Source organism: Paraburkholderia sp. SG-MS1 (assembly GCF_012275575.1).
GTDB lineage: Bacteria > Pseudomonadota > Gammaproteobacteria > Burkholderiales > Burkholderiaceae > Paraburkholderia.
The window spans coordinates 29,128-54,720 of record NZ_NPIH01000223.1; the positions used below are offsets into that span (position 1 = coordinate 29,128).

Genomic DNA, 25,593 nt, shown 5'->3' on the forward strand with positions numbered 1-25,593 from the left:
TTGACGACCGCCTTTGCCTCGCGGACGCGTTTCGCGCGCCGCGCGCGCCATTGCGACACATGGCGATTCAAGTTCCGGCGGTGAGCTGCCGTTAAAGAAAAGGTGATCGTCCGATCACGGGACACGACGCGCGATGGTGCGATGGCGCGATAGCCTCGTATTGCGATGCTTACCCCGGGCGGACATTTCCTGCGACGGGCGCCAATCGTGCGTGTTCGACACGCGCATACCCTCGAGCAATCAGTCGCCGACGACCGTGGACGCGACGCCGCCGCGTACTCGAAAGAGCACGCCGTTGTGCACGCCATTGCGGGTGCAAACGCGTCCCGGAAATACGTGAGTAATGTTTGTATCAGAGTGTTCGCGACGAGGCGTTTTCGTTAAAGCGCCCTTTACAATTCCGCTGGAATTTTGATCAGCAATCGGGGCCTTCGCGCGGGGCACCGGTGTTCCGTGAGACACCGGGCACAGACCGTTTCCGGTCAGCGTCAAGGTGGATTGGCCGGCAGGGCACGGGATGAGCGTCGCACGAGCGACCTCGCCGTGTCGCGAAGCGGTCTGCGCGGCGTAAGACCGCGCGCATTGCAGGCGACAGGGGGCATCCGGCCCGCTCATGAATAAGGCAGGAGTCGAACAAAGATGACGAGACGTTTCGACAGAACGATGATGGCCAGCCTCGCCGGTGTATGGGTCGCGCTGGCAGTGAGTGGTTGTGCGAATGTGGGGCAGCAGGATGCGCAGAACGGCGGGGCGGTGAGCCCGCTGGCTGCGTCCGGCGTGCCGGCTGGGGCAACCGCGTCGCCCTCCATTGCCGTGTCGGCGGGCACGCCTGTCGCGACGGGCGCCGATGAGGGCGCGTCGCTCAGGAAATCGCCGCCGCTCGTCTATCGGGTCAAGCGTGGCGATACGCTGTCGCGCATTGCGCAGCATCATCACTGCAGCGTCAAACAGTTGCAAACGTGGAACGGATTGAAGGCATCGTCGCGGCCGAAGCCGGGGCAGGTGCTGCATGTCGCGTCGCCGGAAACGGTGCGGGCGGTGAATGCCGCGAATGCGAAGGCGGCGTTGGCTGCCAACGCTGCGGCGGGCTCCGCACCGGCGGCTTCGGCGTCGGCGTCGGCGTCGGCGGCGCAGCAAGCAGCGGCGTCGGGCTCCGCGCAGTCCACTGCGAACTCGCCCGCCGCAGGTTCGCCCACCCCCGGGCAGGCGCGCGAAGTCCTGCAGCAAACCGCGCGGCACGCGAACGGCGTCGCGCTGGCGTGGCCTGCGGGCGGCCGCGTGGTCGAAGCATTCCAGCCGGGCGAAACGCGCGGGATCGAGATCGGCGGCAAGCCGGGCGATCCGGTGCGCGCCGCCGCCGACGGCCGCGTGATGTACGCCGGCACCGGGTTGAACAGCTACGGCAGCCTGATCATCGTCCAGCACAACAAGGACTTTCTGACCGCGTACTCGCATAACCGCAAGCTGCTGGTCAAGATCGGCGACATCGTTCGGCAAGGACAGCAGATCGCGGAGATGGGCGACGAAAACAATTCGCGCGTGTCCGTCGGTTTCGAGTTGCGCCACGACGGCAAGCCGATCGATCCGCTTCCGTATCTTCCACAAGGGCGCGGCTAACGGGCGCGGACCGCTCGCGCGCCGTCAGACGAACCAGCGCAGCGCCGCGGCGACGATCGCCTCCGGCGCGTCCTCCTGCATCAGATGGCCGGCGTCCGGCACCGCCTGAAAGCGCGCGGACGGAATCGCGGCGGCCAGTTGGCGGCCGCGTTCGAGCGGTATCCACTGGTCTTTCTCACCCCACAGAATCTGCACCGGACAACGCAGCTGCGCGTAACGCGCTTCGACTTCGTCGGTATAGCGCTGATCCATCTGCGCGATCTGCCTGTAAAAGGCCGCTTGTCCCGTGGCGCCGAGCCACGGCGTCACATAAGGCGCGAGTTCGTCGTCCGGGATCTCGCGGGCGAGCGCACCGCGCATATACGTTTTCACCACTGCTTCGTGAATGTAAGGCGGCAGTCCGGCGAACGCGTCGCCGTGTTCGCGTACGTGCCGCACGAACGGCGAACCCCACGGCGCAACCGCGACCGGATCGATCAGCGTGAGACTGCGGTACTCGCAGCCGTTCAGCAGATGCGCACGTAGCGAAGTCGCGCCACCGAAATCATGCGCGACGACGTCCGGCATCTCCAGCTTCCAATGCGCGAGCAGTTCCGCGAGCAACACGTTCTGGATGCCGAGCGACACGTCCTGTCCGTCGCGCTGCTCCGATTGTCCATAGCCGAGCAGGTCGTAGTAATGGACCGTGCGCGTCGGCGCGAGATGCGCGGCAATGCGATGCCACACATACGAAGAGAACGGCGTGCCGTGAACCAGCACCAGCGGCGGCCCGTTGCCGGTGACGCCGTAGCGCACGGTTTGATCGCGGAACGTATAGCTGTCAGGGAGCGGCCAGGTTTGCATGGCGATGAGCGTCGCAAAGAAGGTCTGCTTACCTTAGCAGGGGAACGTTGAACGTGCAGCGCGCCTTTTCGTAGGCGGCAGGGATGGGTCCCGCAGAAGCTCACCTTTGTTTTGTTCAGCAAAACCAGGCAAATTCGCAGACGGTGTGCTTGCTGCAGTGTTGGAATGATGAGCCAGCGTCTTTCGCCACCCGAACTCTTGCGATCCGGGCAGAAATTGGCTTGAAACAACGGGTATTTTTGAGGTCTGCGATCAGCGCGCGAGGTAATCGATCGGCTGCGAGCGCACGCGGCATTCGAGTGGACAGCGTGCGCTGTTCCAAAGGCCGTTTTTCAACGGTGAGGAAATCCGGGAGGCGGCAGCGCCATCACGCCAATCGAGTCGGAGTCGAGATGATGCGCTGCCGTGCGGCCGCCTTGCGTCTCTTACTTCCCCTGAACGCCGCGCAACAGCTGCGACACCTGGCCATGGTGATGCAGGATCGCCGGATCGACCTGCAACAGCGGCAGGTAGCGCGGCAGGAACTGGTTGTTCGGCTGATCGGGCGAAAACAGGCCGGTCACCGCTTGCGCGGCGGCGAGCCGGTCGGTCGTGTCGGCTTCCTTGTCGTCGAGAATTTCGTCGACGCTCGCAATGACCGTCGACAGCGGCGTGAGCCAGCGAAACCCCGAGCCGTTGATGAGCACCTGCAGGAAGGCCGCGGGTGTCACCGGGCCGAATTCCTTTTCATACGCCGCGCGTTCGTGGTCGAGAATGGCCTTGTGCAGCGAGAGGAGGGGTCGGCGAATGTCCGAGAGGAATTGAGTGCATTGCTGGTCGTTCATTGTGCTGCTCCTTCGGAGGGTCTGGCCGGGTCGAGCCGGCAATCGGCTCATGCTAACAAAATCGCCCGCCGTTGAATGAGCGGCGCATCGCATGTTCGTGCAAGACGCGTCCGCTCGCGTGAATGCGCCGATACTAACGCATCGATCCGGCGCCCGTTTCAAGCTCGCATTCCGCGCGGGCAAAGGCCGCTTGGCGCCGCGCAGCCTGCCCGGGTACACGGCGAACTTCTTTTTACACGGCTACAATTTATCGGTCCGTTCCGGCGCATGCGCGCCGCATCATCTGCCGCTTGCATCCGCGGGCCGATTGCAAGGCGAGTCGCATCGCGTATTAGTTTGGTTCGTCGAACAACCACGACAATGCTTTACGTTTTGGTTCGCCGTCTCTGTCTAAATAGCCTCACAAACAATAAACCCCCACCCCGGAGCCGCACATGACAACGTTCAACATCAACGGTCAAACCCATACCGTCGACGCGCCACCCGACATGCCCTTGCTGTGGGTCCTGCGCGATCTCGTCGGCCTGACCGGCACCAAGTTCGGCTGCGGCATCGCCCAGTGCGGCGCATGCACCGTGCATCTCGACGGCGTTGCGGTGCGCTCATGCGTGTTCCCGGCGGCGGCGGTCGGCGAGCGCAAAGTGGTCACGATCGAAGCGGTCGGCAGCACACCCGCGGGGCAGAAGGTGCAGCAGGCATGGCGGCAACTGGACGTCGTGCAATGCGGCTACTGTCAGTCGGGGCAGGTGATGTCGGCGGCTTCGCTGCTCTCGAGCAACCCCAATCCCTCCGATGCGGATATCGACGCCGCGATGGCTGGCAACATCTGCCGCTGTGGGACGTACAACCGCATCCGCGCGGCGATCAAGCAAGCCGCGAAGGGAGTGTGACATGTCCCAGGGATTGCTCGATGCACAGAATGGCGCGGGGGCCTCGCAAAGTGGCGCGGGTGGCATTTCGCGCCGCACGTTTCTGAAATTCAGCGTGACGGTCGGCGCGGCGGCCGGCGGCGGCCTGCTGCTCGGCTTCAGCATGCCGGCCGCGAGCCAGGATCAGAAGGCCGGTAAATCGGTGGTGGGCGGCGATGCGGTCGAAACCCCGCAAAGCGGCGTGTTCGCGCCGAACGCATTCATCCAGATCGATACAGCGGGCAAGGTCACGCTCGTGATTCCGAAGGTCGAGATGGGCCAGGGCGTTTATACGTCGATCCCGATGCTGATCGCCGAAGAACTCGAAGTGCCGCTCGATGCGGTCACGCTCGATCACGCGCCGCCCAACGAAAAGCTCTTCATGGACCCGCTGCTCGGCGGCCAGCTCACCGGCGGTTCGACGTCGATCCGCTTTGCCTGGGAGCCGATGCGTCGCGCCGGCGCGACCGCGCGCATCATGCTGATCGACGCGGCCGCGCAGCAGTGGCAGGTCGATCCGGCGAGCTGCCACGCGCAGGGCGGCCAGGTGATCCATGCGGCCAGCAATCGCAGCATCGGCTATGGCCAGCTCGTGGAGGCCGCGGCTAAACTGCCCGCGCCGCAGAACGTACCGCTGAAAGAGCCTAAGGATTTCAAGCTGATCGGCACGCCGGTGAAGCGCCTCGATTCGCCGGAGAAGGTGGACGGCACCGCGCTGTTCGGGCTGGACGTGCGCGTGCCCGACATGGTCTACGCGGCGATCGCGAACTGTCCGGTATTCGGCGGCACGCTGGCGAGCGTAGACGACACTCACGCAAAGAAAATCCCCGGCGTGCGGCAGGTCGTCAAGATCGACAACGCGGTGGCGGTGATCGGCGATCACACGTGGGCGGCGCGGCGCGGACTGCAGGCGCTCGACATCAAGTGGAACGAAGGCGCGGGCGCGAACATTTCGATGAAGCAGATCGTCGGCGATCTCGCCGACGCATCGCAGCGCAATGGCGCGGTCGCGCGTAAAGAGGGCGACGTCGGGCAGGCGTTCTCCAACGCGAAGTCCCGCGTCGATGCCGTGTATCAACAACCGTTCCTCGCGCACGCGACGATGGAGCCGATCAACTGCACCGTGCACGTGCGCGCCGACGGCTGCGATGTCTGGCTCGGCTCGCAGGTGCCGACGCGCGTGGTGGATGCGGCGGTGGCGGTCACCGGCCTGCCCGCCGACAAGATCGTCGTGCACAACCATCTGATTGGCGGCGGCTTCGGGCGGCGGCTCGAATTCGACATGGTCACGCAGGCGGTCAAGGTCGGCAAACAGGTGTCGACGCCGGTGAAGGTGCTGTGGACGCGCGAAGAAGACATCCAGCACGACATGTACCGGCCGTACTACTACGACAAGATCTCGGCCGGGCTCGACGCGAACGGCAAGCCGCTCGCGTGGCAGCACCGCATCGTCGGTTCGTCGATCATGGCGCGGTTCGCGCCGCCCGCGTTCAAGAACGGGCTCGACCCGGACGCGGTCGAAGTGGCGTCGGACCTGCCGTACGATTTGCCGAACCAGCTGGTCGACTATGTGCGCCAGGAGCCGCACGCGGTGCCTACCGCGTTCTGGCGCGGCGTGGGGCCGACGCGCGGCACGTTCGTGGTGGAGAGCTTCATCGACGAACTCGCCGCGCAGGCGAAGATCGATCCGGTCAAGTACCGTCAGGATCTGCTGGGCAAAACACCGCGCGCGTTGAACGTGCTCAACGTCGCCACCCAGGCGGCGGGTTGGGGCAGCGCGCTGCCGAAGGGGCAAGGACGCGGCGTGTCGGTGATGCACGCGTTCGGCAGCTTCTTTGCGATTGTCGTCGATGTCGCGGTCGATCAGGGCGAAGTCGCGGTCAAGCGCGTCGTGTGCGCGGTCGACTGCGGGATGATGGTCAATCCGAACACGATCGAAGCGCAGGTGCAGGGCGGCATCATTTTCGGCATCACGGCGGCGCTCTATAGCGAGATCACGATCAAGGACGGCCGCGTCGAGCAGAACAACTTCACGGACTACCGGATGCTGCGTATCGACCAGACGCCGCCGATCGACGTGCATATCGTCAAGAGCAGCGAGGCGCCCGGCGGCATTGGCGAGCCCGGTACGGCGGCGCTCGCGCCCGCGTTGACCAATGCGATTTTCGCGGCCACCGGCAAGCGGCTGCGGCAATTGCCGGTCGGCAGTCAACTGCAAACCGCCTGACCGGAGCCCGACCATGAAAAACACATTGAAGGGTTTCAGCGCGGCGCTGTGCGTGGCGCTGCCGTTCATCGCGCAAACGCCGGCTCATGCGGCCGCGCCCACGCCCGCGCATGCGGCGGACCCGGCGCTGCTGCAACGCGGCGCCTATCTGGCGAAGATCGGCGATTGTGTGGCCTGTCACACGGCCCCGAAGGGCAAGCCGTTCGCGGGCGGCTTGCCGATGACGACGCCGATGGGGCAGGTCTACACCACCAACATCACGCCCGATCCGCAGACCGGTATCGGCGGCTACACGCTGGAGGACTTTACGCGAGCGATGCGCGAAGGCGTCGCGAAAGACGGTCACAACCTGTACCCGGCAATGCCGTATCCGTCCTACGCGAAGATCAATGACGAGGACATGAAGGCGCTCTACACGTTCTTCATGAGCGGCGTGACGCCGGTGCAGCAGGCGAACCGGGAGCCCGACATCAAATGGCCGCTGAACATGCGCTGGCCGCTGAAGTTCTGGAACATGGCGTTCCTCGAGAAGGGCGCCTATCAGGACAAGCCGGGCAAGGACGCCGCATGGAACCGCGGTGCGTATCTGATCCAGGGCCTCGGGCACTGCGGCTCGTGCCATACGCCGCGCGGCATCGCGTTCCAGGAGAAGGCGCTCGATGAAAGCGGCAGCGCGTTCCTGACCGGCGGCCTGCTCGACGGCTGGTTCGCGTCGAACCTGACCGGCGAGCACAATGTCGGGCTCGGCCGCTGGAACGATGAGGACGTGCACGCGTTCCTGAAGACCGGCGCGAATCGCCACGCGTCGGCGTTTGGTTCGATGACCAGCGTGATCAACAACAGCACGCAGCATATGAGCGACGCCGACATCGCCGCGATGACGACCTACCTGAAGTCGCTACCGCCGGCGGGCGGCAGCGGCGCCGTGCCGTATGCGTATGACCCGCAGAAAACGAAGGTGTCGTTGAGCCGTCCCGCGAACGATGCCGGCGCGCGTGTCTATACGGCGTATTGCATGCACTGCCACGGCGCCGACGGGCGCGGCTTCGCGCCGATGATGGCGCCGTTGGCCGGCAATCCGAACGTGCTGGAGAAGGACGCGTCGTCGTTGATCAACGTCACGTTGAACGGCACCGGCGATCTCGTGATCGGCGGCGTGCCCGCGGCGTTCCCGATGCCGAAGTTCGCACCGGTGCTCAACGACCAGCAGATCGCCGACGTGCTGACATTCGTGCGGGCCGGCTGGAACAACGACGCACCGGCGGTGAGTGCGACCGAAGTGGCGAAGCTGCGCAAGTCGACCCAGGCGGCGCGTTAAGCCTTGGTGCGGCGCGAGCGATAACNCCGTGGTCTGCACGGTTGCCGCTTTTCTCTTGGCGCGGCGCGAGGCGCACCGCCAGTGTCAGCGATGCTGCCCGATCTTCTGCCGCTTTTCGAGCACGCGTGCGTACCACGTCAACGGGAAACACATCGCGAAGTAAATCATCGCGACCATGCCGTAGATCGGGAACGGACGGAATGCGGCGTTGGTGATCATGGTGCCGGTCTTGGTCAGTTCGGTGAAGCCGATGATCGACGCGAGCGCGGTGCTCTTCACCACCTGCACGAGAAAACCGACCGTGGGCGCGACGGCAATCTTGCGCGCCTGCGGCCACACGATATAGCGCAACTGCTGGCTGAACGTCATGCCGAGACTCGCGCCCGCAGCCCACTGGCCGCGCGGCACCGCTTCGACGCAGCCGCGCCAGATGTCGACCAGATACGCGCTCGTGTAAAGCGTCAACGTGACGGTCGCCGCGACCCAGGGCGATACATCGACGCCGAGCAAAGGCAAGCCGAAGAACGCGAGAAACAACTGCATCAGCAGTGGCGTGCCCTGAAACACCTCCACGTACAGCACGACGACGCGGCGCAGCCACGCGATCGGCGACACGCGCATTGCGAGCAACAGCAGTCCGACCACGCCGCCACCGACGAACGCGATCAACGACAGCAGCACCGTCCAGCGGGCGGCGAGCAACAGATTGCGGGCAATGTCCCACAGCGTGAATTCGATCATGATCAGCGCTCCGTCGGCAGCGTGCGGGCGCCGCGCCACATCAGGCGGCTGCGCCAGCTACGCGGCGCAGCGTCGTTGCCGCGCGCACTGCGGCCCGCGAACAGGCCGCGCCCAAAGCGGTTGATGAGTTGTCGCAGCACGATCGACATCAGCAGATAGACCGCGGTGATGATCACGTAGCTCTCGAACGAGCGGAAGTTGCGCGACTGGATGAAGTTGGCCGCGTAGGTCAGATCGGGCACCGAGATCTGCGACACCACTGCCGAGCCGAGCATCACGATCAGCACCTGGCTTAGCAGCGCGGGGAACACGTTGGCGATCGCCTGCGGCAGCACGACATAGCGGAACACCTGCCGTCCGTGCAGGCCGAGCGCCTGGGCCGCCTGCACCTGGCCGCGCGCAATCGAATCGATGCCGGCGCGCACGATCTCGATGGCGTACGCGCCAAGGTTGACGGTCATCGCCAGAATCGCGGCCTGGATTTCGTCGATGTGAATGCCGAGACTCGGCAAGCCGAAGAACACGAAGAACAACTGCACGATGAACGGCGTATTGCGGATCAGTTCGACATAGCTCGCCACCAGCCAGCGCGCCCACTTCGGCCCGGCCACCGCGATGCTCGCTCCGCCGATCCCGACGAGGCCGCCGAGCACGGTGGAGACGGCGGTGAGCCCCAGGGTGACGGCGGCGCCGCGCACGAGCATCCCCGCATAGAGGTCGAAGCCGCTGAAATCGAACGCATAGGTCATGAGGTGGCGCTCATCGTGAGGTCGAAACTCCCGCGCAAATGGTTTAGAGGTCGGCGGGCAGCGGCGCGCGCAGCCATTTCTGCGAAATCGCGTTCATCGTGCCGTCCTTGCGCGCCTTGGCAATCGTTTCGTCGACTTTCGCTTTCAGACGCGGCTCGTTCCTGTTCAAGCCGACGTGATCCGGCGAGCTGAACAGCGAGAACTTCTGCTCTGGATCGTTCGCCGGGTGACGCGCGAGAATCGTCGCGCCGACGTCGTTGCCGACCACCATCAACTGTACCTGACCAGAAAGAAACGCCGAAATTGCGCCGTTCGGATCGTCGAAACGTTTGATGTTGGCGCTGGGCGGCGCGATCTTCGTCACGCTCAGGTCTTCCAGCGTGCCGCGCGCGACCGAGATCGATTTGCCCGCCAGGTCCGCGGCGCTCTTCACGGGCAGCGCCTTCGGGCCGAACACCGCGAGGTAGTACGGCGCGTACGGTTGCGAGAAGTCAATCACCTTTTCGCGCTCCGGCGTCTGTCCGACCGATAGCAGCATGTCGGCCTTGTGGTCGGCGAGGTAGGCCATGCGGTTGTCGCCGGTCACCTGCACCAGGTCGACCTTGGCGTTGAGCGCCTTGCCGATCAGGTTCGCGACGTCAATGTCGTAGCCCATCGGCTTCATGTCCGGACCGATCGAGCCGAACGGCGGATAGTCCATGAACACGCCGATGCGCACCGTGCCAGACTTTGCGATGTTGTCGAGGGCGTCGGCATGCGCGGCCGACGGCAACGCGCACAGCGCGCCGGCGGCGGTGAAGGCGAGCGTCGCGGCGAGCGTGGCGAACACGCGGCGGGTGGTCGAGTGGGCAACGGGGCGCTGGTTCATGATGTGTCCTCTGTCGAAAGCGTGTGAAGCGTTGGAGTTGGAATGGGTGGCGGCAAGCGGCCCGGCGCGCGTGTGCTCAGTGCGCGGCGATCAGCTTGCACGCGTGCGGTGGCAATTCCGCGTACACCGGCAAGCCGGGCGCGAGCCCCGGCGTTTCGCGCGGCGTGGTCGCGGCGGTCAGCGTGAAGCCCGCGCAGTCGATGGTCGCTTCGAGCGACGCGCCTACGTCGCGAATGAACGTGACGGTGCCGGCGAGCCGGTTCGGGGCCGCGTCGTCGGCTGCCGGCGTGGTCTTCACGCAGATATCCTCCGGCCGGATCAGCAAACGCAAGCCAGCGCCGGACTTCGGCACGCGCGCGCCCGGTGCGAGCGCGATGCGCAGGCCGCCCGGCAGACTCACGCCGCCGGCGCCATCGTACGTGACCGGCAGGATATTGCCGAGCCCGATGAAGTCGGCCACGAACTCGCTGACCGGCTCGCGATAGATGTCGAGCGGCTTGCCGACCTGCGCGATGCGGCCTTTTTCCATCACGACGATTTCATCGGCCATCGTCATCGCTTCGCGCTGGTCGTGCGTGACCATGATCGTCGTGATGCCGAGGCGCTGTTGCAGCAGGCGGATTTCCACCTGCATCGCCTCGCGCAGTTTGGCGTCGAGCGCGGAGAGCGGCTCGTCGAGCAGCAGCAGTTTCGGCTGCGAGGCGATCGCGCGCGCAATCGCCACGCGCTGGCGCTGGCCGCCCGAGAGTTGCGTGACCGGCCGGTCCGCCATATGCGGCAACTGGATCAGCTCCAGCAGTTCGGCGACGCGGCGCGTCTGCTGATCCTTCGCCGTCTTACGCAACTTCAGTGGATACGCGACGTTCTGCGCGACCGTCATGTGCGGAAACAGCGCGAGCGACTGGAACACCATGCCGAAGCCGCGCTGGTTGGCCGGCACTCGCGTGATGTCGCGGCCGGCGAACTGGATGCTGCCCGAACTCGGCGTTTCGAGGCCGGCGATCATCCGCAGCAGCGTGGTCTTGCCGCAGCCGGACGGGCCGAGAAAGCACACCAGCTTGCCGTCGGGCACGCTCAGATCGACGTTGTCGACGGCGTGCGCCGCGCCGAAGCGGCGGGTCACGGCGTGCATGGTCAGATGGGTCATCGGAGGCTCCAGCAAAATGACGTCGGGCGCGCGTTCACAGTGCGACCCCTTCGTCGCCGATCAGCTTTTCGAGCAGCCAGATCAGCCCGAAGTCGATCGCGACGATGACGACGGCAAAACAGAACACGGTCGGATCGAGCGACGACACCGTGCGGCTGTAGAGCCACACCGGCAGCGTCATCGTATCGATGCCGTACAGGAAGAAGGTCACCGTGAACTCGTTGAACGAGACGATGAACGCGAACAGCATGCCGGCGAGAATGCCGGGGCGCATCAGCGGCAGGATCACGTCGACGAGCGCGCGGCCGGGGCTTGCGCCCATCACGCAGGCGGCCTCTTCGAACTCCGGGCCGATCGACGCGACCGACGCCGCGCAATTCTTTACCGTGAACGGCAGCGCCAGAATCACATGCGCGATGATCAGCCGGAACACCCCGAGTTCGACTGGCAGCACGTTGAACACCAGCAGCAGCGACAGCCCGAGCATCACGAGCGGATAGACGAGCGGCAGCGCGACCAGCTGTTCGACTGCGGGCTTGCCGCGAAAGCGGTAGCGACTCAGCGCGTAGGCGGCCGGCACCGAGACGAGGGTGGCGATCAGCATCGTCGAGAGCGCGACGACGAGACTTGTGGTCAGCGCCGCGCCCATCGACAGCGAGTCGCTCGCATCCGGCGACACGAAGCTGTGCCATGCGGCGCGATACCAGTGCAGGCTGAACGCGTGCGGCGGAAATTCGAGCGTGTCGGCCGCGCTGAACGACATCGTGATCATCGTGAGGATCGGCAGCGCGGCGAGGAACAGCACGAGCGCGGCGAGCAGGGCGGTGGCGCGGCCGAGCTGGCCGGGCATCGTCTGCGGCAGACGCGGCAGGAATGGAAAACGCGGGGTGGGCAGCGGCGTGCTCATGCGTGGGACTCCCCTGAGAGACGCTGGGTGCGCCGCACGAGGCGCTGCGATAGCGCCATGACCGCGAGCGTGGCGATCATCAGTACGACACCCGAGGCGGACGCCGCTGGCCAGTTGAGCAACGGCGCGACCTGGTCGTGGACCAGCACGGCGAGCATCGGCACGCGCCGTCCGCCGAGCAGCAGCGGCACTGCGAACGCGCTCGCGTTGTAGGCGAACACCAGCAGCGCGCCCGACACGAGGCCGGGCATCGCGAGCGGCAAGAGCACATGACGCAGCGTTTGCCAGCGGGTCGCGCCGAGCGTCGCGGCGGCTTCCTCATAGGAGATCGAGACCGCGCGCATCGCGCTGGAGAGCGGCAGCACGGCAAGCGGAAACGCGGTCTGGATCAGGCCGAGCAACACGCCATGCTCGCGATACAGCCACATCACCGGACGCTCGACGAGGCCGCTCGCGAGCAGCGCGTGATTGAGCAGACCCGCCGGCCCGAGAATGATCAACCAGCCATAGCCTTGCAGCAGCAGATTGACGAGCAGCGGCAGCAGCACGCCAGCGAGCAGCAACCGGCGCGCGAGCCGCGACTGCGTGCGCGCCATGGCCAGCGCGACGGGAATCGCCAGCGCGAGCGCACAGAGCATGCTTTGGAACGCGAGCCGCAAGGTGAGCCAGAGCGACTTCAAGAAATAGCCGTCGAGCAGGTCCGCGTAGTTTTGCAGCGTGAAACCGCGCCATTCGTGGCCCGGCGTGCCGAAGCTCATGCGCAGCACGACCAGCGCGGCCGCGCCGAGCAGCGCGAGAAACAGCAGGATCGGCGTGAGCAGCAGCCACGGTCGCGCCTTCGCCATGGTGCTGACGGCGGGTTGCTCGAGGCCGCTGAAGCCGGCGCCGGGCGTCGGCTCCAAAGCCGGCCCCGATGCCGCCGAAGCACGCCGCGAAAAGCGCGCGAGCATCGCTATCATGCCGAAAAGATTTCGGTGTAGCGCTTGATCCACGCGGGCTGCACCACGGCGAGCGCCTTGTCGTCGTGCAGCACGGCTTTCTCGGCGATCTGCTGCGGGCTCGGCACGAACGCGCGGCTCGCGGCGGGAATCACCGCCTTCGAATTGACCGGGCCGTTCAGCACGTCGGCGGCCATGCGGCCTTGCACGCCCGCGTCGAGCGAATGATTGATGAACGCGTGGATCAGGTCGCTGTCGCCCGGATGCGATTTCGGGATCACCGTGAACATCAGCTGCGTGGCGAAGCCTTCCTTCATCCCGTAGGTCACGCCCATCTTGTACTCGGGCTTGCGGATCTGGTCGGGGAAAAAGGCCGGCGAATAGATGCCACCGATGTCGAGCGAGCCGGTGCGGAACAGGTCGGCCACCTGGTTCGGGTTCTCGCCGAGCGTCATCACGCGGTCTTTCAACTCCATCAGCTTTTTGAAGCCCGGCTCGATGTTCTGCTGCGAGCCGCCGTTCATCTTCGCCGCGATGATCGCGAGGTCCACCGCTTCCGCCCATTCGGGCGGCGGCAGGAAAATGCGGCCGGCGTACTTCGGGTCCCACAGCGCTTCATACGAGGTTGGCGCGGTCTTGAGCGTCGCCGTGTTGTAGATCAGCCCGTCGGACCACAGCAGATAGCCGACGCCGAAGCCGTTCGCGCCGGTGCGATATTGCGGTGCGACTTCCTTGAGGTTCGGCAGCTTGTCGAGATCGGGCTTCATCAGCAGGCCGGCATCGCCGAGACCGGCCGCGCCGACGCCCGCCAGCGTGATGACGTCGTAAGTGGGGCGATCGCCTGCGGCCTTGACTTTGGCGACCATGCCGGAGGTGCCGTCGGCGCGATCGGCGATCACTTTGGCGCCGGTCCTGGCCGTGAAGCTGGCGGCGATATTGCGCAGCGCGGCCGCGCCGGTGTCGTCCGACCAGGTCAGCAGACGCAGCGTCTTGCCGCTGAAGTTCTGCTCCTGGGCGCGCAGGTTGACGAACGGCGTCGGCAATGCGGACGCAGCCAGCGCCGCGCCGATCGTTTTGATGACCTGTCTTCTGCCCCGTTTGATCTCTTGCATGGCGGTCTCCCTGTGATGAACGCCTGTTGCTGGTGATAGTCGCTGTGACCGCTGCCGTTTTGGAACGCCGCTACTCGTCGTGCCGGTTTGCGCACCCCGCGGCACACGCTGCCTGCCTGATGTGCGGTGTGTCGCGTGTGGATGCACTCTAGGTTTGCCAAAATCTTGCGCCAAACGAAATATGCGCATGGGCGGTATGACGTAAGCTCATGCATCGCGGCGCCTGGATGATCGCGCTGCGCCTAGCGGCTCGACCGCTGGCGGTGCCGCGACAGCGGCGCATCCGGGTTAACGTCCACGTTTTGCGCGTGGCCTCGTTCGCGCCGAGGTATGAGGAAAGCTCGGTTCTGGTGCGGGTGATCCCGCGCATTGCCCCGTCGCGGTGCAGAAAGCCTTGAGCATCTCGCGCAGGCGCGCGACGCCATGCATGGAACGCATGCCGGTTTGCCCGCCGGCCTCTCGTGCGGCAAATGCCGATCGCGTATGCTGTGGGCTGGACGGGCATACCGACGCGCCGCGACGCGACGCCCGTGCAATGACTTTTTCTGATTCCGGATACCACGATGCGACGTCTTCCGCCGCTCAACGCGCTGCAGATTTTCGAAACCGTCGCGCGCCATCGCAGTTTCACCCGCGCCGCCGACCACCTGTGCCTCACGCAAGGCGCGGTCAGCCGGCAGATCATCGCGCTCGAGGACTACTATAAGTTTCCGCTCTTCAAACGCCACGCGAAGGGCCTGACGCTGACCGCCGAAGGCGAAATGCTGCTGCCGGCCGTGAAGGAGAGCTTTGCCCGCATCGAGGAGATTTCGCTGCGCCTCACGCGGCAGCGCACCGATCTTGCGCTGAAAGTGCCGACGTGCGTGATGCGCTGGATGCTGCCGAAAATCATGCGCTTCCAGGCCGAGTACCCCGATCTGCACGTGCAGATCACGACGACCTGGCAGCACGCGGTCGACTTCCAGAGCGAGCCGTTCGACGCTGCGATCATCTACGCGTCGTCGCCCGGTGCGGATGTGCAGGCGGTGCCGTTGTTCGAGGAGCGTCTGACGCCGGTCTGCGCGCCCGAGCTGCTCAAGGACAAGCCGCTCGCGCAGGTGGCCGACCTTGCGCGGCACACGCTGCTGCATCCGACCCGCGATCATCGCGACTGGAAGATGTGGCTCGCGAAGATAGCCGAAGCGGATGACGCGAATGCCCAAGTGGTCGACGCCGAACACGGCCCGAGTTTCGATACGCTCGACATGGCGACCAACGCCGCCTTGCAGGGCTTCGGGGTGGCGATCAGCGATCTGGCGCTGATCGACGAGGATGTCGCCGCGCGGCGCCTCGTGCGTCCGTTCGAGATGGTGCTCAAGACCGGCTGGCGTTATTACTTCGTTTATCCGGATTCAGTGGCACATCAGCAGAAGCTGAATCTGTTCCGCGACTGGATCGCCGCGCATTGGGAAGAGTAGGACGGCGGCACAGCGGCCGCCGCCTGCCTGTCGCCGCCTCAGGGTGCGAACGACAGGAACAGATACGCCGCGAACAGCGACAGGTGCACGGCGCCTTGCAAAATCGTCGTGCGGCCGGTGCTCAGTGTGAGGGTGCAGACCACCAGGGTCAGCGCGAGCAGCACGGTTTCCTTGCCGTTGATGCCGAGCACGAGCGGTTGACCGGTGTAGAGAAACACGCCGGCCACAGTCGGAATGGTCAGCCCGATACTCGCCAGCGCCGAGCCGAGCGCGAGATTCAGGCTGTTCTGCAAGCGGTCGGCGCGCGCTGCGCGCACGGCGGCGAGTCCTTCAGGCAGCAGCACCAGCGCGGCGATGATGATGCCCACCACGGCCGGCGGCGCCCCCGCGTTCTGCACCGCCGTCTCGACGACCGGGGACAGCACCTTCGCCAGCAGCACCACGGCGACGAGGCACACCAGCAGCAGTCCGCCGCTTACCAGCGCGAGGCCGACGCCTGGCGGCGCGGCATGGACGTCTTCGTCGGGCACGCCGGCAAGGAAGTAATCGCGGTGACGCACGGTTTGCACGAATACGAATACGCAATACAGCACCAGCGACGACATCCCGGCGAACGCCAGTTGCGACGACGACAGGATCGGGCCGACACTGGTCGTCGTGAAGTTCGGCATGACCAGCGTCAGCACGGAGAGCGACGCAAGCACCGCCAGCGCGGCGGCCGCGCCACGGCTCTGGAAATCCTGCTCCAGATGGCGAATGCCGCCCACCAGCAGACAGAGGCCGACGATGCCGTTACACACGATCATCACTGCGGCGAACACCGTGTCGCGCGCGAGACCGGCTTTCTCGGGGCCGGAGGTCAGCATCACCGAAACGATCAGCGCCACTTCGATGACAGTCACGGCCACCGCCAGCACCAGCGTGCCGAACGGCTCGCCGACGCGATGCGCGACCACTTCCGCATGGTGGACCGCGGTGAAAACCGCCGCGCACAGCGCCACGCCGACGAGCGCGAGCAGCAGGCCGTTGCCCGGCATCGCATACGCGGCGCCGAGCACGATCCACGCGGCGAACGGCGCGGCAATGGTCCAGCGAGGCAAAACGGTCGAGGGCTTGGTCATTCGGCGTCCTGTCATGCGTGTTCATGGCTGGGCGATTTACGTCGCCCGAAATCGAAGCTGGCAAAAGCCGCGTCAAGGCTAAACCAATGGATCAACAATGCGCGCTAACACGTTAAATTATAAAGGATAATACGATTCGATCGGCTAATGCTGTGTCAAACAGCGTCAACTCATGAGAGATGCTCGCCGCGTTGCCCAAGGGGCCAGGCTGTCGGCGCGCACGCGGCGACTTCTCTCTTGTAGCAGGATTTCGTTGCGCAGGACTGCGTGATGGGGATGTCGCATGCGCAGCGGGTGCGCAGGAAGACATGGGGCGCCGGGCGAATCGCCCCTGCGGTGGCACTGACGACCAGAGGTTCGAGCCAGGCGCGGGGCCAATATCATGCGAAGTGACACTGGCGCCCGCTTGTTGCTTTACAGCAGATCGATCCGCTTATTGTCCTTCAGCACGGATCGTCAGCGCGTTCTTCACCGACGTCACGCCCGCCACCGACTTCGCAGCGTTCGTGGCGATGTCGAGTTGCGCTGCTTCCGGCACCGAACCGGCCAGCGTCACGTCGCCGCCGCGCGCGCGCACGGTGATGTTCGAGACGCTCAGGCCTTTCGTCTTGGCCAGCGTGCCGCGGACCTTGCGTTGCAGCGCGCGATTAGCCTGTTTCGTCTGCTTGGCGGTCGGCGCTGCAGACGCGGGCGACGCGGCATCGGCGGTTTGCGCGTAGGCATTGATGGACGCCAGAACGATCAGCGCACCGCCGATCACCTTGATTGCCGGAAATGCTTTCATTCAACTTTCTCCTATTGTCATAAGTACGCAGTCCCCGGACGGGGACCATTTGCTACACCAACGAGTGAACCGGAATCAAATCTGAATGGAACCGAACTGCAGATCTTGCGGAAGCTTGCAATCTGTATGCTGATTGTGTGCGGGCCCCAGACAAGGGCGTCCACGCCAGCAAAAGGCTGTGCAACGGGCCGGAGAGAACGATACAGCAATTAGTGCCATGTTGAACGCGGGCTATCCCGAAATTGAGGCTTTACTACAACGAATCGGCTGATGGAAACAGTTCGATGGCGTCGTATCGCCGATTAACAGGCTGTTTTGCTGGTGATTTCGTTATTCTTTTTTATTCGAAGTCGTTTTATCCCAACCATTGGGAACAATGAAGGCATCGTAGCTTGTGAATTTTTGATTGCTCTTATGCCGCCTGCTTCAAAATCAGGAATTGCATGCATGGGAAATGAACTGCTGCCTGTCCGGCCATTACGGCGGGACGATCTTCCGGTCGATACGATCGAACTGGCGCGCTTCATGATCGGCAAATACCTTGTCCATGATCTGCCGCAAGGGCGTCTCACCGGGCGGATCGTCGAAACGGAGGCCTATCCGGTCGGCGATTCGACCAGTCATGCGTTTGTCGGTCGGCGTCCGCATAACGGCGCGATGTTTCTCTCCCGCGGCCACGCCTACGTGCGGCTGACCTACGGTCTGTCGTACATGCTCAACATGTCCGCGGAAGAGGCCGAGGTCGGCGCCGGCATCCTGTTTCGCGCGATCGAGCCGCTTGAAGGTCTGCCACTGATGGAAGCGCGGCGTCCCGGCGTACCGCTGCGCGATCTCGCGCGTGGTCCCGGCCGGCTCACGATGGCGCTCGGCGTCGGCCAGTCGTTCAATGGCCGCGATCTGTGTACCGGAAGCGGCCTGTGGATCGGCGTGATCGAGACACGCGAGGCGCCTATCGGCGTGACGACGCGCATTGGCTTGTCACGCGAGATGCATAGGCGACTGCGATTTTTCGAACCTGGCAGTACGTTCGTCAGTGGTCCGCGAAGGCTGCTTCCGATGCCACATGGCGGTGCATGAAAGACGCGCGTCAATTCGACTGATGACGCGACGCGTTGTGGCAAAAACCGCTCAGACCACACGCTATTTTGAAACATCAGACGCATCGGTTACGACCCCGACAATTATTACCGGGATGCTCGAATGTGAATCGCATCGTCCAGTCATTTTCGGCGCTTTTTTGCGAATCCAGCAATTATGTATCTCTAAATTAAGGGTTTTCCCTCGGGGATCTGGTGACTAAACTGAAATCATTCGCTTCTCACATGGTGTGGCAAGCGATGCAAATAAAACAAGTCTGGAGGTATTAATCATGAAATCGCTCATTAAGGCAGTCGCCATTGCAGCTGTTCTTGCCGCCCCGGTCGTTTCGTTCGCTCAGTCGAGCCAGCAACCGGTCACCCGCGCCGATGTTCGCAACGAATTGATCCAGTTGGAGCGCGCAGGCTACAACCCCGCCACGACTAACGACACGAATTATCCGGCCAACATCCAGGCTGCTGAACGCCGTGTTCAGGCTGAGAACCCGGCCGTCGCGCAGACCCAGCCGGTCGCCGACACGAGTGGTTACGGTGCGCCGATGAGCGGCTCCTCCCAAGCGGGTGGCATGCTGCAGCCGACAACCGGTCCGAAGTCGGTGTATTTCGGCAACTAAGATTCGGCAACCAGCAATAAGCAACCGCGTTGAAAAGCCCGCCGGCAGGTCCGGCCGGGAGCCGAGTGAGGCGGGGCGGGCGCAATCCGAGCCGCCTCGCTGTCACGCACGGCCAAGTCGTTCGACGCCCCAGCGGCGCGTTGCGGTTGAGATTCACATTCAGCGCGCCGTCGCGAAGTGATCCGGTTGCCTCGCGATCCACGCTTGCAGTGCCGCGCGCACCCATTGGTATCGAAGCGCGCGTGGCACGCTATCCAGTTCCAAGAACCTCCGCTGCCGCAAGGTAGCTTCGCCCAACCGTTTCAACGATTGGGCTTTTTTTGCGTCGTTTTACGCAACGGGCAGCCGGCGTCGTGTGGCCAGTCGCGCGGCATTGAGCACGCCGCGCGCATCAGGGCCGTTCGCCGTGAATATAGAACTCGAGTTGCTGAATGGTGAACTGCTGCTCGGCGATGATGTTCTTCACCAGGTCGCCGATCGACACCATACCCACCAGCCGGTCATTCTCGATCACCGGCAGGTGGCGCATGCGGCGCTCGGTCATCAGGGCCATGCAGTCTTCCGTGGTCTGGTCGGGGCGCACGAAACGCACCGCCTTGCTCATGATGTCGCGCACCGGCGTGGCCTTCGACGAGCGATCCATCAGCACCACCTTGCGCGCGTAGTCACGCTCCGTGATGATCCCGGCGATGCTGTCGCCGTCCGTCACGACCAGTGCGCCGATGCCTTTTTCGGCCATCAACCGGATCGCCTCGTAGACGGAATCGTCGACGCCGATCGTGATGACACCGGTGTTGTTCGGTTTCGTTTTAAGAAGCTGGGCAACGCTTGTCATGGAGCGGCTCCGTTTCGCAGTGCAGCACGCCGGTGCGGCGTGCTGTCGTGAGGGACAGGCCATTCCAGTATAGGCGCGACGCGGTGGCGCGGTACTCCGGGAATACCTGGGGCGCGTCGCGCGTCCAATTCAGGTAGCGGCGCCGCCGCCCATGTTTGGCCGCGCGCCTTGCACCGCGCGGGGACATCCGGGTGTGCCGTGCGGATTAGCGGTAAACTCCGAGTCCAACCCTTATCCCCGGTTTGATCGGGTTCATGTCAGCAATACTGTCCAACGCCATGCTCACGTCTCACGATCCATCGCCCGCAGCAGACGGCGCCATCAACGGCGAATGCGTCGTTCTCGACGCCACTGCCACGCTTCCCACGCGCTACGGCACGTTCACCTCATACGTGTTTCGCGTATGCGAAAGCGGCGCCGAACATCTCGCGCTCGTGATGGGCGATGTCGCCAATCAGTCGTCCGTGTTGACGCGCCTGCATTCCGAGTGCCTCACGGGCGACGTGCTCGGCTCGTATCGTTGTGACTGCGGCGAGCAGCTCGACCTCGCGCTGCGCTACATCGCGGCAGAAGGCTGCGGCGTGCTGCTGTACCTGCGCGGCCATGAAGGGCGCGGTATCGGCCTGTCGAACAAGATTCGCGCCTATGCGCTGCAGGAGCAGGGGCGCGATACCGTCGAGGCCAATCTCGACCTCGGCTTGCCGGATGATTCGCGAGAATACGATTCAGCCGCGGGCATTCTGCGCACGTTGAAAGTCACGTCGGTACGCTTGATGAGCAACAATCCGGAGAAGTTCGACACGCTCTCGAAGCACAGCATTCCGGTGTGCGAACGGGTCGCGCTGGCGATCCCGATGCGCGAGGAAAACGAGCGTTATATCCGTACGAAGCAGCTCAAGTTCGGGCACTACTTCGACGAAAACGAATAGGTAGAATTCGGTATCCGTCCGTGGTGAGCCGCAGTGCTCCAGAGCGATCTGCAAGGTATTGAAAATAAAGAGAATAATCGAGATGAGCGCGGCCACAGGCTGCACATCAACGCTTATCTCTGTGCATCAAAACCTGCCGGTGCGGCGTAGGTTTTCCAGCGTTGCCAACGAAACCTACGCCGGATATTCTTCCCATAGAGAAAACCTACGCCGAGGGAAAGAATGCGCTTCGATGCACGCACCGCAGCCAAGCTGCCGAGCGGCGGTCACATGACTTTCGAGGGGTTTCCGGGGCTGCGCCTGCAAGCTTCGACGAACCTTAAATCGTGGACGTATCGCTACAAGTCGCCGGTCGACAGCCGCATGCGGCAGGTGAAGCTCGGTGAATGGCCGGCAATGTCGTTCGCCGGTGCCATCGCTGCATGGCAGAAGAGCCGTGTCGAGCGAGACGCGGGAGTCGAGCTCTCGGCGGTGCGTCGAAAGCCGGAGAAAAAGGCTAATCGGCCATCACCGGACGATTACACCGTCAGACAGCTGTGCCGTGACTATCTGCAGGGGTATGTCGAACTCAGCCGGAAGACGAAGGGTGCAGTTGAGGTAGCACGCATGTTCAAGGCGATGCTAGCGCCTATCGCTGATCTGCGTGCGGCTGCCATCACGCGCGCCCAAGCTTTCGACTTGCTCGAATCATACAGATCGACGCCGATGCTCGCGGCTCGCCTTCGCATGGAGCTCGGCGGCGCCTGGCATTACGTGCTGGATGCCGGTCGCGTTCCCGAAAACACTCCGAACTGGTGGAGGGAAGTCCTGAGAGGACGACTGAAGAGCAAGGGGCGCAAGGTCGAAGGCCAATATACCGGGACACAAGAAAGGGTGTTGTCCGTCGAGGAACTCGGCATATTGATCCGGTGGTTGCCGAATTTTAGTTTGACTGTTGCTGATGCATTGACGCTCTATCTCTGGACGGGTACGAGGGGCGGCGGGATCGTCGCAATGGAGAGCACCGAGATCGCGGAGGAGAGCGATGGTTTCTGGTGGACGATTCAAGCACAAAACCAAGGGGCTTCATAACGAGAAAGCAACGGATCTGCGGGTGCCGCTTGTAGGCCGCGCCGAGGCCATTGTGCGGCGACGCCTCGACCAGGTCAAAGGGACTGTCCTGTTTCCAACGTCGCGCGGGGGGGCGATGGACCAGACCGTGGTCCAGCACGGAGTCTACTATCATCAGCCGTACTGTAAAATAGCGCCGAACCATGACCGTCCGCGTGTGCCGGTTACACACTGGTCGGCTCATGATCTTCGACGCACAGCGCGCACGTTGCTAGCAACGCTTGGTTGTCCGAATGAAGTTGCCGAAGCGGTGCTGGGCCATGTCCAGCCGGGTATCATCGGCGTATATAATCGGCATACCTACGACAGAGAACGGCGCGAGTGGCTAACAACACTGTCTCATCGCCTTGAAGAGATTGCTGCAAAATATCCTCCGAGGAAGTAGCGGTCGATGTGATCGGTATGGCGGTCTTCAGCGTGCGACAAATTTGGGCATGGGCACATGGACGATGTCTCAGCAATGCGACACCGCATCTTGATGCCGCGTGATTTCGGGTTTGAATGGAGCCACGCTCCCATCGCCGTATCACCGTTGTTCTGTTTACTCTGATGTGAGCCCTCGACCCAGCTAACAACGCGTATGGCAGGCGAGGGCTCAGAGTGCGCGACGACCGGCGCAAGCCTCTTTTTTTCGATATGCATGGCCTGGCCACATGCGATTCCGATCGAGCTTGAAAAAGGGAAAGAGTAACGCAAGCGGACAGGCTTCTTTGGGATTTTTGCTCAGCGCCGCTTGGCATGCCGACTGCCTCGGCATTATCGGGAATTTCGTCGTTTGGGGAGAGCAACGGGGAATGGGATTTTTATTCCTCGGCGGGCATTTGCCATGCTTGGCAATTTCCAATTAAATTCCAATGTAGTTCAACGGCTAACAAGAAGTGTTGCACGTCAATCCTCCTTTCGGTCATGTCGACGGTACGCGGAGGCACTCAGGACCCGACGGGAAAAGACGAAGGCAATGTCGCGATGAAGATCTGTCTCTCTTTGAAGGAAGTTGCGCAGGCACTTTCTCTGTCACCGTCGACCGTACAGCACCTTGTGCGCGAGAAAACGTTCCCCGAGCCGCGATTGCTATCTGGACGACGGGTCACATGGCTTGCACACGAAGTTCAGAATTGGGCTGCTACACGCCCGGTCTCGAAGCTCCTTCCGCCGGAGAACTCGGGCGCTAAGAAGCACCGAACTGTTGCCGCTCGCGCGACAGAAACAGGGAGGGAATAACGTTGGAGATTGCTTTCTTTTCGCGACACTCGAGATGTTCTGTGATCGCCAGTGAGTTAGGAAAGTAATTCTGGCTGATGATGTATTTTTACGATGTGTTAAGGCATTCGCAAACGCGCTGTGCGCGCTGAAATGACGCCACGGGACGAGCCTGAGGGGCACTAGCGGATCGGAGATAGATCGTAGGGCAGATGGCCATTTCCATCGTGCCTGGATGGCACAATGGTCTCTGATTTCTGCTGCGTGACGTGATAGCCATTGTTCAGAACAACTCAGGATCGTGGAAAGCTACGCGGGCCGGGGATTGATGGCTAATTGCAGAGTGAGATAGTAGATTTTTACCCGCTATTTACCCGCACGCAGCAATCGATGTTCGAGAAAAATGACTTGGCCTGACGGTCCGCGCGAGGCTAGGGTTGTCTACACGTTCGAACCATTACGCCGACGGATTGACCTTTGTGCCGCGTGAAAGATGAAGCGATCATCTTGCGGTCTTCCTCAGGGGCATGTCGGCCACTGTCTGACGCGCGACACTCGGCCCTATAGCGCACGCGTGCGGGACGGCGGGCAAGTGTCGGCCAGGAGCGGTTATTGAACTGCTTCTGGTGTCCGTCCGGTGCACTCGCATCGCTCAACGCGCCTTATCAAAGCGGACAGACGAAGACCCCGTATGCTCGGAATCGTCACGGCGCCTAAAATCCCAGCTTGATCTGTCTGTCTTTGGGTTGGTTGCGCGGCTTTCCCACGTCATCTTGAGCCATGGATCCAATCACGACCAAAGGAGTGTCAACGACACGGCCGTCTCGCAAAAAACGAGACAGTCCTTCACTCGAAGAAGCTCGGCTTGCGCAGATAGACCGTGCGATTCATCATGCAGTTGTCGCCGCTATCTTGGTTGACCCAATAGGCTGGAACGCACTTCTCGACCTCTCCGCCGAGGAGCTCGGGCGTAGGTTCAAAAATCGACTATGGGAAGTCATTGGCGTGTCGCCGATACTGAACCTAGACCTCCAATCGATGCGCGACGAGAACGCGAATCTATCGACGAACAATTTTCCGTACTACGTCGCTGCACATCGTCAATCAAGTCGGAAACGAGTTCCGCTACGACTACCTCGTCGTGTGATGCCACTGTGCTGACTGAGTTAGCCAGAGTCGTTCCATCGATTCGTGATATTCCCGGAGCGGCGAATGGGTGTGTACGGTGTCCACTGAAAATCGGCTCGCTAATCAATTGGCAACAATGCTTTGGGCATTTTCTATCCGTTGGTGACGGGTTCGACGACGTCCGTGAAGTCGAGGTCCAGATGCTTGAGCACTGCTTCGATGCGCTGGAACGCTCAATCAATTTGCTCCATCGGGTCCTCCGGAATGGACCCGTCGGGACGCATGCCTGTTTGGCCCGCGATAAAGACCAGGCCGTTAGCAGTGACCGCTGGCGAATACTGGAACAGGTCGAAAATGCGATTGCTTCCAAGGGTCGCGTCATCTTCAGGTAGACGCAGGCGCTCAATTTTGGTCATGGCAGTCTTCCAGTCAGTTTGAAGTTTGGAAGTTCGGTTCCAACGTACCCTTACTGCAAGTGCCTGTCCGGGCTGCCGTCTGTTTAATGAGCTACCAATCAACGAGAGGTCACGAACAGTCGGGATCCCGAACGCGACGCTAGCGCAGAGCAATCGCACCGAGCGTTGTCGGGCGTTCCAATGCTAGGGTAACTGTGACGGGCGTTGCGGTCCTGCAGCCGGAGATTCTGCTCACTCATTCCGTCGTTCGGCCCGTCACGGCCAACATTTGGAATCGATGGCGCGCCAGCGCGACGGAGCAAAGTGCTCGGAAGTGGAAGTCGCTCGCGCGTTTGGCAGGCGCTCCGCGATGAACCCGTCGACGATATGCAGCAGCTTTTCTATCGCGGCCGGCTTGCGAAGGAATGCGACCCAACAACGCGGTCCACACGCCCGCTCTGGCATGGCTGACAACAGGATTACGGGTGTCGCGGCGAACGCCGGTTGGCACTTGAGGCGGCGGCAAAATTCTGCGCCATCCATTTCAGGCATCTGCCAGTCGGTAATGACGAGCGCCGGAAAATTTAGGGACGTCCTCCGCAACGCATCCCGTCCGTTTTCGGCAAGGACGACGTGATACCCGCGATTTTCCAATGCCAGTTGCAGCGCCCAGCGATTCTCAAGGTCATCGTCGACAACGAGTACAGTAGCCATGATACGGCGC

Annotated in this window: 23 protein-coding genes and 1 pseudogene; 10 read left to right on the plus strand and 14 right to left on the minus strand. The window is 63.0% G+C overall.

Translation table 11 applies throughout. The features are described from left to right. Positions 1-639: 639 nt before the first annotated feature. Entirely contained in the window at positions 640-1,617 is a 978-nt protein-coding gene (locus CIC12_RS19815) for a peptidoglycan DD-metalloendopeptidase family protein (protein WP_168666175.1), read from the plus strand. Between the two features lie 24 nt (positions 1,618-1,641). On the opposite strand, the gene CIC12_RS19820 is transcribed toward CIC12_RS19815, so the two are convergent. Further along, positions 1,642-2,460 carry an alpha/beta fold hydrolase gene (locus tag CIC12_RS19820; protein ID WP_168666177.1) on the minus strand — a complete coding sequence of 273 codons (819 nt, stop codon included), beginning with the start codon at positions 2,458-2,460 and terminating at the stop codon, positions 1,642-1,644. Between the two features lie 425 nt (positions 2,461-2,885). Further along, the gene (locus CIC12_RS19825) at positions 2,886-3,284 is read right to left on the minus strand and encodes a hypothetical protein (protein ID WP_168666179.1); all 399 of its coding nucleotides are present in this window, start codon (positions 3,282-3,284) and stop codon (positions 2,886-2,888) included. A 434-nt stretch (positions 3,285-3,718) separates the two neighbouring features. Between CIC12_RS19825 and CIC12_RS19830 the strand changes: the two genes are divergently transcribed. The 3 genes from CIC12_RS19830 to CIC12_RS19840 are packed head-to-tail and all read left to right on the plus strand — an operon-like array spanning position 3,719 to position 7,737. Beyond that, on the plus strand, positions 3,719-4,174 hold the full coding sequence (locus CIC12_RS19830) for a (2Fe-2S)-binding protein (RefSeq protein WP_168666181.1): 456 nt from the start codon (positions 3,719-3,721) through the stop codon (positions 4,172-4,174). A 1-nt stretch (position 4,175) separates the two neighbouring features. Next, positions 4,176-6,419, plus strand: coding sequence for a xanthine dehydrogenase family protein molybdopterin-binding subunit (locus CIC12_RS19835; protein ID WP_168666183.1), 2,244 nt, complete (start codon positions 4,176-4,178; stop codon positions 6,417-6,419). A gap of 13 nt (positions 6,420-6,432) precedes the next feature. Beyond that, positions 6,433-7,737, plus strand: a complete 1,305-nt coding sequence (locus CIC12_RS19840; RefSeq protein WP_168666185.1) for a c-type cytochrome — start codon at positions 6,433-6,435, stop codon at positions 7,735-7,737. A gap of 84 nt (positions 7,738-7,821) precedes the next feature. Here CIC12_RS19840 and CIC12_RS19845 read toward each other — a convergent pair whose 3' ends face one another. The 7 genes from CIC12_RS19845 to CIC12_RS19875 form a co-directional block, all read right to left on the minus strand. After that, positions 7,822-8,478, minus strand: coding sequence for an amino acid ABC transporter permease (locus CIC12_RS19845; RefSeq protein ID WP_168666187.1), 657 nt, complete (start codon positions 8,476-8,478; stop codon positions 7,822-7,824). 2 nt (positions 8,479-8,480) lie between these two features. Then, entirely contained in the window at positions 8,481-9,227 is a 747-nt protein-coding gene (locus CIC12_RS19850) for an amino acid ABC transporter permease (RefSeq protein ID WP_168666189.1), read from the minus strand. A 43-nt stretch (positions 9,228-9,270) separates the two neighbouring features. Further along, positions 9,271-10,095: a transporter substrate-binding domain-containing protein gene (locus tag CIC12_RS19855; protein WP_168666192.1), complete on the minus strand. Its 825-nt coding sequence runs from the start codon at positions 10,093-10,095 to the stop codon at positions 9,271-9,273. 76 nt (positions 10,096-10,171) lie between these two features. Next, positions 10,172-11,242, minus strand: coding sequence for an ABC transporter ATP-binding protein (locus tag CIC12_RS19860; RefSeq protein WP_168666194.1), 1,071 nt, complete (start codon positions 11,240-11,242; stop codon positions 10,172-10,174). A 34-nt stretch (positions 11,243-11,276) separates the two neighbouring features. Next, on the minus strand, positions 11,277-12,149 hold the full coding sequence (locus tag CIC12_RS19865) for an ABC transporter permease (protein ID WP_168666196.1): 873 nt from the start codon (positions 12,147-12,149) through the stop codon (positions 11,277-11,279). Next, entirely contained in the window at positions 12,146-13,099 is a 954-nt protein-coding gene (locus CIC12_RS19870; RefSeq protein ID WP_446728023.1) for an ABC transporter permease, read from the minus strand. Before CIC12_RS19870 ends, CIC12_RS19865 begins: the two co-directional genes overlap by 4 nt. Before the next feature lie 5 nt (positions 13,100-13,104). Then, a complete protein-coding gene (locus CIC12_RS19875; RefSeq protein WP_168666200.1) occupies positions 13,105-14,199 on the minus strand; it encodes an ABC transporter substrate-binding protein in 1,095 nt (364 codons plus the stop codon). A 563-nt stretch (positions 14,200-14,762) separates the two neighbouring features. On the opposite strand from CIC12_RS19875, the gene CIC12_RS19880 reads away from it, so the two are divergent. After that, positions 14,763-15,656 carry a LysR substrate-binding domain-containing protein gene (locus tag CIC12_RS19880; protein ID WP_168666202.1) on the plus strand — a complete coding sequence of 298 codons (894 nt, stop codon included), beginning with the start codon at positions 14,763-14,765 and terminating at the stop codon, positions 15,654-15,656. Between the two features lie 38 nt (positions 15,657-15,694). On the opposite strand, the gene CIC12_RS19885 is transcribed toward CIC12_RS19880, so the two are convergent. Together CIC12_RS19885 and CIC12_RS19890 are read right to left on the minus strand one after the other, a co-directional pair. Beyond that, positions 15,695-16,777, minus strand: a complete 1,083-nt coding sequence (locus CIC12_RS19885) for a calcium:proton antiporter (RefSeq protein ID WP_168666204.1) — start codon at positions 16,775-16,777, stop codon at positions 15,695-15,697. Positions 16,778-17,210: 433 nt separating this feature from the next. Beyond that, positions 17,211-17,561, minus strand: coding sequence for a BON domain-containing protein (locus CIC12_RS19890; RefSeq protein ID WP_168666206.1), 351 nt, complete (start codon positions 17,559-17,561; stop codon positions 17,211-17,213). Between the two features lie 447 nt (positions 17,562-18,008). On the opposite strand from CIC12_RS19890, the gene CIC12_RS19895 reads away from it, so the two are divergent. Beyond that, positions 18,009-18,638 carry a DNA-3-methyladenine glycosylase gene (locus CIC12_RS19895; protein ID WP_168666349.1) on the plus strand — a complete coding sequence of 210 codons (630 nt, stop codon included), beginning with the start codon at positions 18,009-18,011 and terminating at the stop codon, positions 18,636-18,638. A gap of 292 nt (positions 18,639-18,930) precedes the next feature. Further along, a complete protein-coding gene (locus CIC12_RS19900; RefSeq protein WP_168666208.1) occupies positions 18,931-19,272 on the plus strand; it encodes a DUF4148 domain-containing protein in 342 nt (113 codons plus the stop codon). A gap of 391 nt (positions 19,273-19,663) precedes the next feature. On the opposite strand, the gene CIC12_RS19905 is transcribed toward CIC12_RS19900, so the two are convergent. After that, entirely contained in the window at positions 19,664-20,107 is a 444-nt protein-coding gene (locus CIC12_RS19905; protein ID WP_168666210.1) for a CBS domain-containing protein, read from the minus strand. Positions 20,108-20,385: 278 nt separating this feature from the next. Between CIC12_RS19905 and ribA the strand changes: the two genes are divergently transcribed. From ribA to CIC12_RS19920, 3 genes and pseudogenes are all read left to right on the plus strand, one after another. After that, positions 20,386-21,036 (plus strand): GTP cyclohydrolase II, encoded by a 651-nt coding sequence (gene ribA, locus CIC12_RS19910; RefSeq protein WP_168666351.1) that lies wholly within the window; start codon positions 20,386-20,388, stop codon positions 21,034-21,036. Positions 21,037-21,258: 222 nt separating this feature from the next. After that, a pseudogene (locus tag CIC12_RS19915) lies at positions 21,259-22,531 on the plus strand (tyrosine-type recombinase/integrase). A 581-nt stretch (positions 22,532-23,112) separates the two neighbouring features. Then, positions 23,113-23,367, plus strand: coding sequence for a helix-turn-helix transcriptional regulator (locus CIC12_RS19920; protein ID WP_168666353.1), 255 nt, complete (start codon positions 23,113-23,115; stop codon positions 23,365-23,367). 1,340 nt (positions 23,368-24,707) lie between these two features. Here the strand turns inward: CIC12_RS19920 and CIC12_RS19925 are convergent. Together CIC12_RS19925 and CIC12_RS19930 are read right to left on the minus strand one after the other, a co-directional pair. Further along, on the minus strand, positions 24,708-24,890 hold the full coding sequence (locus CIC12_RS19925) for a hypothetical protein (RefSeq protein WP_168666211.1): 183 nt from the start codon (positions 24,888-24,890) through the stop codon (positions 24,708-24,710). A 255-nt stretch (positions 24,891-25,145) separates the two neighbouring features. After that, positions 25,146-25,583, minus strand: a complete 438-nt coding sequence (locus tag CIC12_RS19930) for a response regulator (protein ID WP_168666213.1) — start codon at positions 25,581-25,583, stop codon at positions 25,146-25,148. Positions 25,584-25,593: the final 10 nt, after the last annotated feature.

What these genes read in the sequence shown, in the direction of transcription:
- CIC12_RS19845 (WP_168666187.1), bottom strand. Translation starts at nt 8,478, where the DNA reads ATGATCGAATTCACGCTGTGGGACATTGCCCGCAATCTGTTGCTCGCC.
- CIC12_RS19865 (WP_168666196.1), bottom strand. Translation starts at nt 12,149, where the DNA reads ATGAGCACGCCGCTGCCCACCCCGCGTTTTCCATTCCTGCCGCGTCTG.
- CIC12_RS19885 (WP_168666204.1), bottom strand. Translation starts at nt 16,777, where the DNA reads ATGACCAAGCCCTCGACCGTTTTGCCTCGCTGGACCATTGCCGCGCCG.
- CIC12_RS19850 (WP_168666189.1), bottom strand. Translation starts at nt 9,227, where the DNA reads ATGACCTATGCGTTCGATTTCAGCGGCTTCGACCTCTATGCGGGGATG.
- CIC12_RS19860 (WP_168666194.1), bottom strand. Translation starts at nt 11,242, where the DNA reads ATGACCCATCTGACCATGCACGCCGTGACCCGCCGCTTCGGCGCGGCG.
- CIC12_RS19855 (WP_168666192.1), bottom strand. Translation starts at nt 10,095, where the DNA reads ATGAACCAGCGCCCCGTTGCCCACTCGACCACCCGCCGCGTGTTCGCC.
- CIC12_RS19895 (WP_168666349.1), top strand. Translation starts at nt 18,009, where the DNA reads ATGGGAAATGAACTGCTGCCTGTCCGGCCATTACGGCGGGACGATCTT.
- CIC12_RS19870 (WP_446728023.1), bottom strand. Translation starts at nt 13,099, where the DNA reads ATGCTCGCGCGCTTTTCGCGGCGTGCTTCGGCGGCATCGGGGCCGGCT.
- CIC12_RS19890 (WP_168666206.1), bottom strand. Translation starts at nt 17,561, where the DNA reads ATGAAAGCATTTCCGGCAATCAAGGTGATCGGCGGTGCGCTGATCGTT.
- CIC12_RS19930 (WP_168666213.1), bottom strand. Translation starts at nt 25,583, where the DNA reads ATGGCTACTGTACTCGTTGTCGACGATGACCTTGAGAATCGCTGGGCG.
- CIC12_RS19840 (WP_168666185.1), top strand. Translation starts at nt 6,433, where the DNA reads ATGAAAAACACATTGAAGGGTTTCAGCGCGGCGCTGTGCGTGGCGCTG.
- CIC12_RS19835 (WP_168666183.1), top strand. Translation starts at nt 4,176, where the DNA reads ATGTCCCAGGGATTGCTCGATGCACAGAATGGCGCGGGGGCCTCGCAA.
- CIC12_RS19820 (WP_168666177.1), bottom strand. Translation starts at nt 2,460, where the DNA reads ATGCAAACCTGGCCGCTCCCTGACAGCTATACGTTCCGCGATCAAACC.
- CIC12_RS19830 (WP_168666181.1), top strand. Translation starts at nt 3,719, where the DNA reads ATGACAACGTTCAACATCAACGGTCAAACCCATACCGTCGACGCGCCA.
- CIC12_RS19925 (WP_168666211.1), bottom strand. Translation starts at nt 24,890, where the DNA reads ATGACCAAAATTGAGCGCCTGCGTCTACCTGAAGATGACGCGACCCTT.
- CIC12_RS19920 (WP_168666353.1), top strand. Translation starts at nt 23,113, where the DNA reads ATGAAGATCTGTCTCTCTTTGAAGGAAGTTGCGCAGGCACTTTCTCTG.
- CIC12_RS19905 (WP_168666210.1), bottom strand. Translation starts at nt 20,107, where the DNA reads ATGACAAGCGTTGCCCAGCTTCTTAAAACGAAACCGAACAACACCGGT.
- CIC12_RS19815 (WP_168666175.1), top strand. Translation starts at nt 640, where the DNA reads ATGACGAGACGTTTCGACAGAACGATGATGGCCAGCCTCGCCGGTGTA.
- CIC12_RS19900 (WP_168666208.1), top strand. Translation starts at nt 18,931, where the DNA reads ATGAAATCGCTCATTAAGGCAGTCGCCATTGCAGCTGTTCTTGCCGCC.
- CIC12_RS19875 (WP_168666200.1), bottom strand. Translation starts at nt 14,199, where the DNA reads ATGCAAGAGATCAAACGGGGCAGAAGACAGGTCATCAAAACGATCGGC.
- CIC12_RS19880 (WP_168666202.1), top strand. Translation starts at nt 14,763, where the DNA reads ATGCGACGTCTTCCGCCGCTCAACGCGCTGCAGATTTTCGAAACCGTC.
- CIC12_RS19825 (WP_168666179.1), bottom strand. Translation starts at nt 3,284, where the DNA reads ATGAACGACCAGCAATGCACTCAATTCCTCTCGGACATTCGCCGACCC.
- ribA (WP_168666351.1), top strand. Translation starts at nt 20,386, where the DNA reads ATGCTCACGTCTCACGATCCATCGCCCGCAGCAGACGGCGCCATCAAC.